Origin of the sequence: Pseudomonas sp. RIT-PI-r (assembly GCF_001297015.1) — a bacterium.
In the GTDB taxonomy this organism is placed as follows: Bacteria; Pseudomonadota; Gammaproteobacteria; order Pseudomonadales; family Pseudomonadaceae; genus Aquipseudomonas.
In genome coordinates, this window is record NZ_LIGE01000025.1 from 535,988 (window position 1) to 550,559 (window position 14,572).

Consider the following 14,572-nt stretch of genomic DNA (forward strand, 5'->3'; position numbering starts at 1 on the left):
CTCACGGGATCATTTGAATTCGACTGGGAAACCGATGGCGGGCGACGGCAGATCTACGCCGAACCATTGCTTGAACGACGCCGCGTAAGTCGGGAATTCAACACCGGTCATGGCCTCATGCAACGCGGTGTTGACGAAATTCAACCAATCCTGATCGCCGCGTTTAACCGCACACGCGTAGGTTTGCGGGCTCCAGGCATAGGTCGGACTGCGGTAGCGGCCAGGGTTCTGCACCATCAGGTATTTGACCGAGGACTGGTCGGTGGCGGCGGCATCGGCGCGGCCGGAGTTCACCGCCTGATACATCAAGTCGACGCTGTCGTACTGATCGACCTTGGCTTTGGGCAGTGCCTGGTGCACCAGTTCTTCGGCGTAGACGTTCTGCAGCACCGCCACGGTGACGCTGTCGCCGGCGGCTTGCAGGTCTTCGATTTCCTTGTACTTGCTGTTGTTCGGCAGTAACAGGCCGACGCCTTCGCGGTAGTACGGCAGCGTGAATGCGACTTGCTGCGCACGACTGGCGGTGACGGTGATGAACTGGCAGCTCATGTCGACCTTGTCGGTCAGCAGATTGGGAATCCGCGCATCGGACGACTGCACCACGAACTCGACCTTGCTCGGATCGTTGAACAGACCTTTGGCGACGATCCGCGCAATGTCGATATCAAAACCCTGCAACTTGCCGTCCGCGCCCTGGAAATGCCACGGCGCATTGGTGCTGCCGGTGCCGACAATCAATTTCCCCCGGGCCAGAACACTGTCGAGCTTGCCGTCGGCTGCCTGGGCCATACCCATGACAGCGGACGAAGCCGCGAAAACAAAAACACACGCTTTGAACAACGAAGGACGGCGATGCATGGCAAGCACTCCAGATTTGTGTTTATTCCGCTATACCGGAACACGGTTTGTTACTACGGAATAGACAGCAGAAAGTGTGCCACAGGATTCAGTCAGAATCTGCAATGGATTGAAATGTTTCTGGAATCAATGGGATGCAGCAAGCAGGGAAGTTATCGCGAGACGCAACTTGGATTGAACGCGCTACTGTGGGCTACACACCGCGAGTAGGAGGTTCCCATTTGGGGCTTGGGTGATCCGGTTCGGTGCAAACCCTGAGACATGGATTCAGCTTTTAAAAGCAATTCAGCGTTTGGCGGCTTCTTTATAACCATCGCCCCGTTCCCGTTTACCGACAGCTATCACGGTGACGATCAAGATTTCATCCTTGACACTCCAGCTCATAAGTCATCTATCGAGACCTTGATAGTCGGGTCATTTTCCCGCTCCTTGCAGAGCGCTATCAACTCCAGGTCCTCCAGGCGCGCCATCATCGTCTCGTACTCTTTGGCGGGTACACAGTAAAACGCTGGCTCATTTCGGTTGAGAATCGCGACTGACTGCCCCCCCCCCCAGCGGCGACGGTTCCCATCGGGTTTTTTTTCAATTCGGAAATACTCGCAACTACGTGAGAAAGAATGATGTGTGCCATGACGGTACTCCTTAAGGGGCTTTGAGTGGCACCCAAAATAGCACTCCAAACGAGTCATGACTCCAATGCGACTGAAGATATCATGCGTTCTTTTCCGACGTTTCTGTCTTGCTCGTCGGGTAGCTCTCGTAAATTCGTAGGAAAAAACTCACGGTTTTTACGCGCACCTGTAATTTCTGACAGTAGACCTTCTTGCCCCCTCTCCTTTAACGTCATTGAACCTACAAGGTCATTGAAAAGGAGATTTCAATGAAAGCCATCGCATCGAATACCGATCTGGCTCCGGTTTATTGCAAAGCCCTGAAAACCTGGCGCCCAGTGATTCTTTATTTCGCCAACGAACACTGCCCGGCCTGCGAATGGGCCGGGCCGATCTTTCGTCAGACAGCCGAGCCGTACCGGCAGCGCGCCGACATTTATATGCTCAACACCAGCGAGTCGCCCCGCCATCCGCAAGTGACCGGCACGCCGACAGTGCTGTTCTACAAGAATGGCAGGCTGGTGAAAAAGCTCAAAGGCATCGGCACCGAAGAAACGCTTGCACGGGTTTTCGCCGAGCATATCGGCAGGACCAAAGCCCCCTCCGCCCCCCGCAAACCCTCGCATGATCTGACCTGGCTTCGGCAGACCCTGCGCACCCTCTGTACGATCCCACGCGCAAGCCGATGGGACTTTTCCTGAAGTTTCCATCCAAAAAGCCATCAACTGATGGCACTTTCTTCCTGAATCATCGGTAACAAACAAGCCCCAAACCTGATTGGACAAGCTCCCATCCGGCTGCTTTTCTTTATTTCTCAGTAAGAGAACACGCGAAAGGCGTTTCGCCCCAGCGTTGCAAAGTCCAGGAGGGGGTCAATGTCTTTTAAAGTCATGATGGTTTTCGGTACTCGCCCGGAGGCCATCAAAATGGCCCCGCTCGCTCGGGTTCTGCGTCACTGGCCTGACATCCAACTGAACATCTGCTCCACCGGCCAGCATCGCGAGATGCTCACTCAGGTGCTGGACGCCTTCGAGCTGACGGTGGATGAAGACCTGCACGTGATGACCCAGGGCCAGACCCTCAACGGTTTGTCGCAGCATTTGCTGGCACAGCTTGATCAGGCCTACGAACGGGTCAAACCGGACATCGTGCTGGTCCACGGTGACACCACCACCAGCTTCATCGCCGCCCTCGCCGCGTTCAATCGGCAACTGCCCATCGGCCACGTTGAAGCCGGCCTGCGCACCGGCAATCTGCGCGCACCGTGGCCTGAAGAGGCCAATCGACGCCTGACCGGCGTCATCGCCGACCTGCACTTCCCACCGACATCGAAATCCGCCGCCAATCTGCTGCGCGAAGGCGTGCCCGAAGACAACATCGAAATCACCGGCAACACGGTGATCGATGCCTTGTTGTGGATGCGTGCCCACCAGCAACAAACCGATTGGCAGCCAGCAGCTGATTCACCTTTGGCAGTGCTTGATGATCAGCGCAGGATGATTCTGGTCACCAGCCATCGTCGGGAAAACCTCGGCGATGGTTTTCAGAATATTTGTCAGGCCTTGGCAGAACTCGCCGAGCGTTACCCGGACGTGCAATTCGTTTATCCGGTACACCTCAATCCGCTGGTGCAGGAGGTGGTGTACGGCATGCTCGCCAACAAACCCAACATCTATCTGGTCGCACCACAGGATTATCCGAATTTCGTCTGGCTCATGGGCCGTGCGCACTTCATCCTCACCGACTCCGGCGGCGTGCAGGAAGAAGCCCCCGCCATCGGCAAACCGCTGCTGGTGTTGCGCGACGTCACCGAACGGCCCTCGGTGCTGGAAAGCGGCACCATGCTGCTGGTCGGCACCGACAAGGCCCGCATCATCAAGGAAGCCGCGCAACTGCTCGACGACGAAGAGACCTATACGCGCATGAGCCGTGTGCATTTCCCTTATGGCGATGGTCACGCCAGCGAATTGATTGCCTCCCGCCTGCACGCCTGGTTGAGCGCACGCTCGGCGGCGGGTAACGGGGTATGAGTCTGGGTTGGGTCGATTTCTTTGCGTATGTGTTGTTTGCTCTCAAATATGTGGCGATTGTCCTCGCCTTGTTGATGTTCATCCTGGGTCTGGATGACCTGTTCATCGACCTTGTGTACTGGGGCCGCAGGCTGATCCGGCGCTGGCGGATCTACGAAAAATTCGAGCGCGCCGATGAGGAGCGTCTGTACGCGATCCCGGAAAAACCGCTGGCGATCATGGTCCCGGCATGGAATGAAGTCGGTGTGGTCGGCGAAATGGCGCGCCTTGCTGCCTCGACCATCGACTATGAGAACTATCAGATTTTTGTCGGCACCTACCCCAACGACTGCGAAACTCAAGCCGACGTCGATGCGGTTTGCCAGCATTACCCCAACGTGCACAAAGTGGTCTGCGCCCGCCCTGGCCCGACCAGCAAGGCCGACTGCCTGAACAACATCATCGACGCGATCCTGCGCTTTGAAAGCGAGGCAAAAATCCAGTTCGCCGGGTTCATCCTGCACGACGCCGAAGACGTGATTTCGCCGATGGAATTGCGTCTGTACAACTATCTTCTGCCTAACAAGGACCTGATCCAGATCCCGGTCTACCCCTATGCACCGGAATGGAAAGGCTTCACTGCCGGTCACTATGTCGATGAGTTCGCCGAGAACCACGGCAAGGACGTCATCGTCCGCGAGGCCTTGACCGGTCAGGTGCCCAGCGCCGGCGTCGGCACCTGCTTCAGCCGCAAGGCCATCAGCGCCCTGCTCGAAGACGGCGACGGTATCGCTTTCGATGTACAGAGTCTCACCGAAGACTACGACATCGGCTTCCGCCTCAAGCAGAAAGGCATGAAGTGCATTTTCGCCCGCTACTCGGTCAGCAATCCGAAACTGGCGCTGGAGCAACCGTGGGTGTTCGGCATGAACCGCGAGTTCTCCCAAGTGATCTGTGTCCGTGAACATTTTCCTCGAGATTTGCAGCACGCGATCCGGCAGAAATCGCGCTGGATCGTCGGCATCGTGTTTCAGGGCACCAAGAACCTTGGCTGGAGCCGCAAGGGCCTGCTCAACTATTTCCTCTGGCGCGACCGACGCGGCCTGATTGCCTACATGCTGAGTTTTCTGGTCAACCTGCTGTTTGTTGTATTGATCGTCATGTGGCTGGTGACGGTGGTTTCTCCAGAGTCGTGGCGTTACCCGTCGATTCTCTCCGACAGTTCCATCCTGCCCGTGCTGCTCTGGCTGAACGGTTTCATGCTGCTCAACCGCCTGTTCCAGCGCGGCTGGTTCGTCACCCGTTATTACGGACTGGGCGAGGGCCTGCTGTCGGCACCACGAATGATGTGGAGCAACTTCGTGAACTTCTTCGCCAATCTGCGCGCGCTGAAACAGGTCATGGAAATGGGCGACTCCCGCCGCGTGGCGTGGGACAAGACCACCCATGAGTTCCCCGCCCTGACCAAAGCCCAACGCACACCGCTGGGCCATCGTCTGGTGGAAAAAGGCTTGCTGACCGAGGAACAACTGGAAGCGGCGATCACCAGTCCGGTACGTCGACGTCTGGGACGTGAATTGTTGTTGCGCGAGTACATCGACAGTACGCAACTGGTGCAGGCGCTGGCAGAACAACTCGACCTGGAGTGGGCGCCGCTCAATCCATTCAAACTCGACAAACGCCTGATCGATGCCGTGCCGCGCCGCGTGGCCTCGCACTATGGCGTGCTGCCGGTCGCTGAAGATGGCGAAACCCTGGTGCTGGCGTCGGAAGGCCCGGTCAGTCAGGTGTCGCTCGGCGCGATCAGCCGTCAATTGAAACGCCCGGTACGCTGCCGACTGGCACCGCAGGGCCGGGTGACTTTGGGGATTCGTCACTGGTACGCGAGCCCCCGTCAGAATGCGCAAGTGCGTCATATGCTTGAAGTGCTGGAGCGTCACCAGGACGATGAAGCCTTGCTGGAACGCGTCAGCCGCCATCAGGTGTTGCTGGGCAATTTGCTGCAGGTACGCGGGATGGTGCCCCCCACCCTGTTCAATCAGGCGTTGATCGATTTCGACGCCGAGAAGATGTCACTCGGCGAACACCTGATCTCCCGGGGCATGATCACCCAGGAAGTACTCGATCAGGCACTGGCCGACCAGGCCAGCGAACAACAAGCCGCCTACCGCATCGTCCGGGAGGTCGCATGAGGCCTGTTCAGCGTCACACCCTGTTGCTGGGCAGCCTGTTGCTCGGCCTGAGCACAGCGTACCCATTGCAAGCCGCACCGCTGAGTGATTTCGAGCAGTTTCGCAGCTATCCCTACATGGATCGCAGCTATCGCGAGGCGAAAAAGGGCAACTGGAAAGAAGTTGAACGCTTGATGCGGCACTTGCTGGAGAAGGTGCCGAAAAACGATGAGGCAAGGGCCTTGCTCGTCGAGTCATTGGCCAAACAGCGTCGCTACAAGGATGCGATTCAGGCATTGCCAAAGGACAACAGTGAAGCAGTGCTCGACTTGCGTCTGACCTGGATCGAGCAGGATCCGCCGAGCAGCACGCAAGTCGAACAATGGATGGCTACCAGCGACCTCAACGACCGCGTACGGCTTTGGCAGGCTTACAGCTTGAGCCTGGCCAAGTTCGGCGGTGCGGCCAAGGCCCACGACTGGCTGGCGCCACTTTCGCCCAAGGGCGATGAAAACATTCTGCGTCTGGCCCGCGCCAACTGGTCGGAACAATTGCGCGACTGGAGCGGCACCATCGACGAACTGGCGCCGCTTGCGGCCCGCAAACAGCTGGACGCCGAAGGCTGGCAGCGGCTGGCCAATGCCTACGTGCAACGTCTCGATGAAAAACCCTTGCAACAGCTGTTGCAGCAGGCGCCTGACCCGCAAGCGGCGCGCAAGGTGCGTCTGGCGATGGTCGATCGCGCCATCGCCATGGGCCACGACCAACAGGCGCAACGCTGGCTGCAATCCCTGCCCGCCGCCGACCTGGCCGACCCGGCGCAACGCCAGCGCCTGTGGGAACTGGCGCGGCAAACCGACGACGTCCCCACCGTGCAACGTCTGAGCAACGATTTACAGCGTCCGTGCCTGGAAACCACCGAGTGGCTATCGCGCCATGACCCCGAAGCCGCTTTGACGCAACTACGCCAGTGCCAGCCATCAGAGGATCCGCAAGCCTGGCTGGTCCTCGCTCAGCGCCTGCAAGCGACGGACTTGCTGCAGAGCACGCGTTTGCCCGAGCCGTGGGACAGTCGTCGCCAGGCGCAACTGGTCGATGTCTGGCAGGAACAGGGCGAGAGCAGCAAAGTAATGGTCTGGCTCGCGGGCCAGACGCAGACCCCGGCGGTGGTCAAGCGCAGGGCCGAACTGGCCCAACGCATGGGGCGCCGTACGGAAGAGCAAACGCTGTGGGAATACCACTATCGGCAAACCGGTAACCTGGCTTCACTGAATCAGGCCAGTTTCCTCGCACTGCAAAGCGGTGATCGCGCCCACGCCCGGCAACTGCTGGAAAATGCTTACGACCGTCACGGCGCGCGCCTGCCGCCTGTAGCTCTGCAGCGTTTGGCGGGGCTTTACGCGTCGTCGAAAGACATCACGCCCGCGCAACAACGGCGTATGGCCTCTTTGATCAGTCATATCGACGGTGCTACCCGTGGCCAACTGCTCGCACAACTTGCCGAAACCGGGCAATGCGATGCGGTCCAACAAGCCATCGGCAGTCACCCGCAAGCGGCTGGCGACTATCGCGCCCTCGCCCGCTGTGCGATGCCTGATCGTCCGGGCGAAGCCGTGGTGTATTACCAGCAGGCAGAAAAACTGGGCGATCGCAGCAGTCGCTTGCCGTTGGCCTATGCGCTGGAGGCGGCGGGCGACTCCACCGGCGCACTGGCCATCTGGCGCAGCATTCCGGCCGCCGAACTCACCGACAATGCACGCCTGACTGCAAGCCGAAGTGCATTGAATGCCGGTGACAATCAAGCGGCCGAGCGCTTCTGGCAACAAAGCAGCACTCGCGGCGCCAATGAATGGTCGCTTGGCGCGGCCATCGCCGACGCTCGCGGCGATCATGCCGAGGCGCTGCAACGGCAACGCCGAGCCTTGCAAATCGCTCCGGACGCCGGGCATTTTTATGCCGCTTCGGTTTCCGCGCAAAAGGCTGGCGACCTGGCGCAAAGCGATGCCTGGCTTGCCGAAGCGGTGCGCCGCGATCCAGCCAATCCGCGTTATCGCGCCGACTACGGCATGCGTCTGTCCGGTGCGCCAAGCCGCAAAGAGCGCGCAACGGCCATCCCCTATCTGCAACAGGCGACCCGCGATTTTCCCGAGGACTATCACCTTGGCGAAACCCTGGCCTGGCGTTACGACGAAATCGAGGACAGTGCCTCGGCACGTAAAGAGCTGCGTCGGGTTATCGATCTGGAACAGAACCCGGTGGCCGCCGACGATGAGGACGGCAGCATGGAGGCCCGGCGTTATCGTCAGCGCCGCGCCCATGAAGCGCTGTCCCGGCGCGACAATTTTACTATCGCCAGTACCTGGTCACCTGCCGGCGTATCGACTAACGACTTTCTGCGTGACGACGACAGCCAGGGTTCAAATCGCAGCCCCAACTCGCAAAACGTCCAGGTTGCGATGTGGGATCACGCTCTGGGTGAGGAACCAAGCCGCGCTGGCAGCTCGCTTTCGGTTTATGGTCGCGTGTTGCTCGGCGGGCAAAGCCGCACCCGCTACGCCGAATCCGTGGCGGCAGGCGTGGGCTTGCGTTACAAGCCGTGGGGTACGCAAAACATCAACCTCTACGGCGAGATCTACAAGCAAAGCCAGTTCGACGACAAGGACAACCACGGCCTGAGCCTCGGCCAGTTGATCAATCCCGACAAACTCTCGGACCAACTCGATGACCACCGCCAGGACGGCCACACCACTACCGACTACCTGCTGCGCGCCACCGCGTCGTTCCTCGATCAGGGCAAATACCGCAACGACTGGCGCGTTGACGAAAGCGAATGGGATGAGCGCTTCCTCTACCTCGACGCTGCGTGGTGGACCAAGGCTGGCGATCACCAATGGCTGTCCCGTTTCCAGCAAGGTCATACCTGGAAGCTGCCGTTAAATGGCGCGCAGACCATCATGCCGTATGGTTTCCTCGAGTTCGCCAGCCAGGATCCGAGCAACGATTGGCGGCAAGACCTGCGCACCGGTGTCGGCCTGCGATGGCAGTGGTGGTACGACGATGATCGCTACAACGCCTACCGTTCCAAACTGACGGTGCGCACCGAATATCAACAGTCCCTGGGCGGCAATCTGTATGAAGGTGGCAACGGTGTGCTGCTGGGCGTGGAGTGGAATTTCTGATGGCGCGCTGGATGCTGTGTTTCTGCCTGATGTTTGGCTCACTCGTCGCTCGAGCCGATGAGCGTGTGTTCTATCAACCGCTGAATGTCGATGCCAGCCTCAGTCAGGCGCAGTGGCAGAAAATCTGGCAGGACACCGCCAGACAGGGCGCGCGAACCCTGATTGTGCAATGGACCGCCTATGGCGACTCCTATTTCGGCGGCGCCAACGGCTGGCTCGCCAACAGCCTCAAGCTCGCCCAACAGCAAGGTTTGCAATTGGTGTTGGGATTGAAGATGGACCCGGCCTATTACCAACGCATCGACGAACTGGACAGCGCCGCCCTCGGCAAATATTGGCAAGCGCAATTGGGTCAGTCGCTGGCTCAGCAGCGCCTACTGCGCGAAGACTGGAAACTCACGGTACAAGGCTGGTACTTGCCGCTGGAGCTCGATGACTTCCACTTTCTCGCGGCGGACCGTCGTATGACGCTGCAAAAGCAGCTCAAGGATTTCGCCGCAAAAATCGATGCGCCGCTGCATGTCAGCGCATTCAGTGCCGGCAAACTGGCCCCAACGGTAAACGGGCAGTGGCTGGGCGATTTGAGCGCACTGGGCATTCAGGTGTGGTGGCAGGACGGCGCCGGCACAGGTCGCTTGCCGGTGTTCGTGCGTGAAGGTTATGCCAGCGCACTGCCCTGCTCCGTCGGCATTGTGCGTGAAGCGTTTCGTCAGGTCAGCCGTGAAGGCCAGCCCTTCCGCGCCGAACCCGTCGCCCCGGATGCGACATCGACCGGGTGTCATGCCGGCGCAGTGTTTTCACTGCGCTATCGTCCATGGGGCCGAGTGATTCTCGACAACCAGCGCAACCATCAGGGCGGCGATGTACAAAACCATTGAAGAGCAAGTACTGAAGAAAACTGCGCCCGCCGAATTGCGGGCGGAGTTCATCCAGCATGAATTCGAGCGCATGCAGTCGTTCAGCCTGCTGATCTACATCGTCAGCATTGGCATGTGGCTGTTATTCGACCTGATCGTAAGTTTCCTCGGCGGTCAGGGATTCACTTGGCGCTCGATGATTTTCCTGGCGCTGTTTGCGGTGTTGACCGTGGTGCTGGCCTTCACCCGCAAGGCTCATCACTTCAATGTCATCACCGTGCTGTTCGTGCTGGGACTGACCGTTGGCATACGCTTTATCGTCAACGGTCTGCCACCCGCCGTACACAGTTCCTGGCTGGTGCTCGCGGCCGCCAGCATGCTCTACAGCATCTCGGTGCTGCCGCTGAGTCGCTGGTCATTCTTTGTCGTTCAGGTGCTGATCTGGGTACTGCTCAACCCCTTCATCAATACCACTATCAGCCTGATCGAACTGAGGGGTGTACTGACCGCGTGCTACAGCGTGTTTCTCTGCGCACTGACCATCTACACCTTTCTGAAATTGCGCGAAGCCAAGCTCTACAACTACATCATGTCCAGGCTGCTGCTGGATCAGGCCTATAACGACCCCCTCACGGAAATCCCTAACCGTCGCTCATTCATGACCGTCGCCGAACAACATCTGCAAGCCGTGCCTCGCGAACATGACCACTACCTGGCAATGATCGACATCGACAACTTCAAGAAAGTGAATGACACCTATGGCCACGACGTCGGTGATGAGGTGCTGAAACGCATCGCCGCCGATATCAAAACCGTCATGCTGCCGTTCGATTACGCCCGGCTGGGCGGTGAAGAGTTTGCGATTTATCTGGCCGGCGTGCGGCGCGAAGACGTTGAAGCCCTCGCGACCGAACTGTGCCGATTGGTGCGCGAGCAACCCACACGGCACCCAGTGACCATCAGCATCGGCTTGACCTGCGTGGAGGACAACGACACGTTGAACCAGGCGCTGATCAAGGCGGATGCGGCATTGTATGAGTCAAAGCATACCGGCAAGGATCGGTACACTTTTCATCAGTAGATTTAGCTGGCTTCGGTATTACGCGGCCTCGGGAACCAACAACACCCGCGTCACCCGCCGCTCCTCAACCGCCAGAACGGTCATTTGCCAACCTTCATGCGTCAGGCAATCACCCTTCATCGGCAAACGGTCCAGCAAGCTCATCACCAACCCGGCCATGGTCTGGTAGTCCTCGGTCGGCTCGGCGCCAAAACCGGTGCGCTGGCGAACCCGCGTCAGGTTCAATGCACCGCTGACCATAAATCCGCCCTGCTCTTCGACGACGTCCGGGCCTTCGATTTCACTGGCATCGGGGAGCTCACCGGCAATCGACTCAAGGATGTCGGTCATGGTCAACACACCGACAAAATCACCGAATTCATTGACCACGAAGGCAATGTGCGTCGACGCACCGCGCATTTGCTCCAGCGCGTTCAGAATCGAGTAGCTGTCGAGCAGATTGACAGTCTTGCGGGCCAAATGCTCCAGATTCGGTTCATTACCGCCCAAGTATTCCTTGAGCAATTCTTTCTTGTGCACGAAACCCAAGGGTTCATCCACCGCACCGTCACGAATCAACGGCAGGCGCGAGTAGGACGAATGCATCAACTTCGTACGAATCGCCTCCGCGTCATCAGCCAGATCGATGCTGTCGACATCGGCGCGCACGGTCATCAGGGCGCGGATCGGGCGCTCCGCCAGTTGCAGCACGCCACTGATCATCACTCGTTCGCGGCGATCAAACAGCTCGGCAGTCGGTGCCTCGCCATCGTCCAGCAGGTCGGAAATCTCCTCGCCAACCTCTTCCACCGCCAACTTGCGCCCACCGAGCAAGCGCATGACCGCGTGGGCCGTGCGCTCGCGCATCGGGCGCAGGCCCTGCATCGAACGCTTGCGTCGGGCGCGGGCAATCTGGTTGAACACCTCGATCAGGATCGAGAAACCGATGGCCGCGTACAGATAACCTTTCGGGATGTGGAAGCCCAAACCTTCAGCGGTCAGGGCAAAGCCGATCATCATCAAGAAGCCCAGACACAGCATGATCACCGTCGGGTGGGCGTTGACGAAGCGCGTCAACGGTTTGCTGGCAACGATCATCAGGCCAATGGAAATGATCACCGCGATCATCATCACCGCGAGCTCATCGACCATGCCCACGGCGGTAATCACCGCGTCGAGAGAGAACACTGCATCGAGCACCACGATCTGCGCGACGATCGGCCAGAACAAGGCATACGCGGTATTCGTCGACCGTTCGCCAATGTGACCCTCCAAGCGTTCGTGCAATTCCATCGTTGCTTTGAACAACAGGAACACACCACCGAACAGCATGATCAAGTCACGGCCGGAGAAGCTCTTGTCGAAGACTTCGAACAACGGCTGCGTGAGGGTGACCAGCCAGGAAATGCTCGCCAACAGGCCCAGACGCATAATCAGTGCCAACGACAGGCCGATGATCCGCGCGCGGTCACGTTGATGCGGTGGCAGTTTGTCCGCAAGGATTGCGATGAACACCAGGTTGTCGATACCCAGCACCAGTTCCAGCACGATCAATGTCAACAGGCCTAACCAGGCCGTGGGATCCGCTAACCATTCCATAAAACGTCTCGATCTCTCTTCAGTGAATTCAGGCTGCCGGACACGGCAAAGCGCAACGCGAAGGCTCAAGAGCCGCGTTAACAACGATAGTCGGGTGTCGGAAAACCGGATGCTGCGAGTGCGTCAAGACCGCGCAATGGCGCGTGGGGGAACTACAACTGGGAGGTTCCAAGAGGGTGTTCATGCAAATCCTGAATGAAAAATGGCCTTGGAGCGTACAGGCTTTGGGAACATTTCCTACAGCGGCAAATCATTTCAAAATCTGTATCAAGCTGAAAAGCTTCGCGAGCAGGCTCGCTCTCACAGAAGTCTCAGATGTGAATGTGATGCTTGGTTTGACATCGAACCCTGTGGGAGCGGGCTTGCCCGCGAAGAGGCCCGCTCAGACACCGCAACCTTCAAAGTTCGTCGATATGCCGATAATCCGCCTCGAGCGCCGCCGCCAGTTCCTTGGCCCGCCCTAGTCGAATCGGCCCGCGCTCAATGTCGATCAACAGCCCCGGACAGGCTACTGCCGACATCGCACCGAGATCCTTCAAGCGCCCATCGGTGACCACCAGCAATCGCTGTTGTTCGGCAGGAAAGCGCTTGCGCCGAACCGTCAACCATTGCTGTGCCTGCGCCAGCGCCGCCAGCAACGGTGTACCGCCACCCGCACCTAACTGATCAAGCCAGACGCCCAGTCCGCTGGACGCTTTCAAACCCTGCACCTGCCATTTCGGCGTGGTGCCACTGGCGGTCAACAATGCCAGCCGCGCACGCTGTCGATAGGCGTCATCGAACAACTGCGCGAGCAAGCCCTTGGCGTCCCTCAAGGCATGATGACGACGAGTCGAAGCCGACGCATCGACGATCACCAGCCACAGTTCATGGGGCGAACGCGTGCGCAATTGGAACAGCAGATCTTCACGCACTCGAGGACGCCCATTGAGCAAGGTGCCCGGCCAGTTCACCGTACCGCTGCGGGCCGCATGGCGTTTGCCCTGACGTCCACCGTCCAGTTGTCCGGCCCGGGGTTTGGCATTCGCCCCCGCTGCGGATCGGGGGCGAATGCTTACGGCTTTTTTGGTAGCGGCCAGCTCGGCACTTCGCGGCGGGCGCCAGTGGCTAAGGCGGGCGCAGGCATGTCGCCCCACTCGCCCTGCCCTTCGCTCGGCTTTGTGGCCTGAGTCTCGGCCGGCGACTGTGCAGACTGTTGCGGAGCCGTTGGCGGTTGCTCACGACGACGATGGCGCAGGGCAAACTCGGCAACGGCGTCGATGTCTTCTCCGCCAATCTCCGCTGCCCCGCGCCGTCCCGCGTGGGCACGAGCCGCACGCAGCCAAACCAGATCAGCGCCCAGGCCCTCCACCCCGGCAGCAAAACAACATTCGGGGATCTGTGCCAACGCAGTATCGTCCAGCGCAATGTTGGCCAAGGCCGCGCGAGCGTGTTCACAACGAGTGCGCAAGGCTTGTTGTTCGCCTTGCCATTGCGCACAGAAGCCTTGCGGATCGCTGTCGAAATCGAGTCGACGCCGGATGATCTGGCCCCGCTCGATGGGCGCGGTGTGGCCGCTGAGGGCAACGTTCAGACCGAAGCGGTCGAGCAATTGCGGGCGCAATTCGCCTTCTTCCGGGTTCATCGTGCCGATGAGGACGAACTTCGCCGAGTGCCGATGGGAAATACCGTCACGCTCGATCAGGTTGGTGCCGCTGGCGGCGACGTCGAGCAGCAGATCGACCAAGTGATCGGCCAGCAGATTGACCTCGTCGACGTAGAGCACGCCGCCGTCCGCCTTGGCCAGCACACCGGGAGAAAACTGCGCGCGACCTTCGCTCAGTGCGGCATCGAGGTCCAGCGTGCCGACCAGGCGCTCTTCGGTGGCGCCCAACGGCAAGGTGACGAACTGGCCGCTGGCAAGCAGATCGGCCAGGCCTCGGGCCAACGTGGATTTGGCCATGCCGCGCGGGCCTTCGATCAGCACACCGCCGATTTTCGGGTCGATGGCGGTGAGGCACAGAGCGAGTTTCAGGTCATTGGCGCCGACCACGGCGGAGAGCGGGAAATGCGGGGTGTCGGTCATTTGGGTTTTCTCTGTCGTGGTCGTGGGTGTTCTTGGGTGGTGGTGTGTCAGTCGGGGTGGCCCTCACCCTAGCCCTCTCCCAGAGGGAGAGGGAACTGACCGAGGTGTTCTTTCAAGGTACGCCGACCTGAATTATCGAGTTGACTTCGATTCTGAACAGCAC

General features: G+C 59.4%; 10 protein-coding genes and 1 pseudogene. 6 read left to right on the forward strand and 5 right to left on the reverse strand.

The window, feature by feature from the left end:
• Nucleotides 1-9 precede the first annotated feature (9 nt).
• On the reverse strand, nucleotides 10-858 hold the full coding sequence (locus tag AK821_RS14275) for a transporter substrate-binding domain-containing protein (RefSeq protein ID WP_064390265.1): 849 nt from the start codon (nucleotides 856-858) through the stop codon (nucleotides 10-12).
• A gap of 380 nt (nucleotides 859-1,238) precedes the next feature.
• Nucleotides 1,239-1,489 (reverse strand): annotated as a pseudogene (locus AK821_RS14280) (type II toxin-antitoxin system Phd/YefM family antitoxin).
• Between the two features lie 249 nt (nucleotides 1,490-1,738).
• Here AK821_RS14280 and AK821_RS14285 point away from each other — a divergent pair.
• From AK821_RS14285 to AK821_RS14310, 6 genes are all read left to right on the forward strand, one after another.
• Nucleotides 1,739-2,170, forward strand: coding sequence for a thioredoxin family protein (locus AK821_RS14285; protein WP_064390266.1), 432 nt, complete (start codon nucleotides 1,739-1,741; stop codon nucleotides 2,168-2,170).
• Between the two features lie 174 nt (nucleotides 2,171-2,344).
• Nucleotides 2,345-3,499, forward strand: coding sequence for a non-hydrolyzing UDP-N-acetylglucosamine 2-epimerase (gene wecB / locus AK821_RS14290; protein WP_064390267.1), 1,155 nt, complete (start codon nucleotides 2,345-2,347; stop codon nucleotides 3,497-3,499).
• Entirely contained in the window at nucleotides 3,496-5,670 is a 2,175-nt protein-coding gene (gene nfrB, locus AK821_RS14295) for a cyclic di-3',5'-guanylate-activated glycosyltransferase NfrB (RefSeq protein WP_064390268.1), read from the forward strand. The genes wecB and nfrB overlap by 4 nt, the downstream gene beginning before the upstream one ends.
• Nucleotides 5,667-8,828: an NfrA family protein gene (locus tag AK821_RS14300; RefSeq protein ID WP_064390269.1), complete on the forward strand. Its 3,162-nt coding sequence runs from the start codon at nucleotides 5,667-5,669 to the stop codon at nucleotides 8,826-8,828. Before nfrB ends, AK821_RS14300 begins: the two co-directional genes overlap by 4 nt.
• Complete coding sequence (locus AK821_RS14305) at nucleotides 8,828-9,706, forward strand: DUF4434 family protein (protein ID WP_064390270.1); 879 nt, start codon at nucleotides 8,828-8,830, stop codon at nucleotides 9,704-9,706. The genes AK821_RS14300 and AK821_RS14305 overlap by 1 nt, the downstream gene beginning before the upstream one ends.
• A complete protein-coding gene (locus tag AK821_RS14310) occupies nucleotides 9,690-10,766 on the forward strand; it encodes a GGDEF domain-containing protein (RefSeq protein WP_064390271.1) in 1,077 nt (358 codons plus the stop codon). Before AK821_RS14305 ends, AK821_RS14310 begins: the two co-directional genes overlap by 17 nt.
• 18 nt (nucleotides 10,767-10,784) lie before the next feature.
• On the opposite strand, the gene AK821_RS14315 is transcribed toward AK821_RS14310, so the two are convergent.
• The 3 genes from AK821_RS14315 to AK821_RS14325 all read right to left on the reverse strand — a co-directional run bounded on the left by AK821_RS14315 (nucleotide 10,785) and on the right by AK821_RS14325 (nucleotide 14,409).
• Nucleotides 10,785-12,344 carry a TerC family protein gene (locus AK821_RS14315; RefSeq protein WP_064390272.1) on the reverse strand — a complete coding sequence of 520 codons (1,560 nt, stop codon included), beginning with the start codon at nucleotides 12,342-12,344 and terminating at the stop codon, nucleotides 10,785-10,787.
• Between the two features lie 398 nt (nucleotides 12,345-12,742).
• Nucleotides 12,743-13,480 carry a VWA domain-containing protein gene (locus AK821_RS14320; protein WP_082355444.1) on the reverse strand — a complete coding sequence of 246 codons (738 nt, stop codon included), beginning with the start codon at nucleotides 13,478-13,480 and terminating at the stop codon, nucleotides 12,743-12,745.
• The gene (locus AK821_RS14325; protein ID WP_064390273.1) at nucleotides 13,399-14,409 is read right to left on the reverse strand and encodes an ATP-binding protein; all 1,011 of its coding nucleotides are present in this window, start codon (nucleotides 14,407-14,409) and stop codon (nucleotides 13,399-13,401) included. The genes AK821_RS14320 and AK821_RS14325 overlap by 82 nt, the downstream gene beginning before the upstream one ends.
• Nucleotides 14,410-14,572: the final 163 nt, after the last annotated feature.

Coding starts and splice junctions, on each gene's coding strand:
- AK821_RS14310 (WP_064390271.1), top strand. CDS start 9,690: ATGTACAAAACCATTGAAGAGCAAGTACTGAAGAAAACTGCGCCCGCC.
- AK821_RS14300 (WP_064390269.1), top strand. CDS start 5,667: ATGAGGCCTGTTCAGCGTCACACCCTGTTGCTGGGCAGCCTGTTGCTC.
- AK821_RS14275 (WP_064390265.1), bottom strand. CDS start 858: ATGCATCGCCGTCCTTCGTTGTTCAAAGCGTGTGTTTTTGTTTTCGCG.
- AK821_RS14325 (WP_064390273.1), bottom strand. CDS start 14,409: ATGACCGACACCCCGCATTTCCCGCTCTCCGCCGTGGTCGGCGCCAAT.
- AK821_RS14285 (WP_064390266.1), top strand. CDS start 1,739: ATGAAAGCCATCGCATCGAATACCGATCTGGCTCCGGTTTATTGCAAA.
- AK821_RS14305 (WP_064390270.1), top strand. CDS start 8,828: ATGGCGCGCTGGATGCTGTGTTTCTGCCTGATGTTTGGCTCACTCGTC.
- wecB (WP_064390267.1), top strand. CDS start 2,345: ATGTCTTTTAAAGTCATGATGGTTTTCGGTACTCGCCCGGAGGCCATC.
- AK821_RS14315 (WP_064390272.1), bottom strand. CDS start 12,344: ATGGAATGGTTAGCGGATCCCACGGCCTGGTTAGGCCTGTTGACATTG.
- nfrB (WP_064390268.1), top strand. CDS start 3,496: ATGAGTCTGGGTTGGGTCGATTTCTTTGCGTATGTGTTGTTTGCTCTC.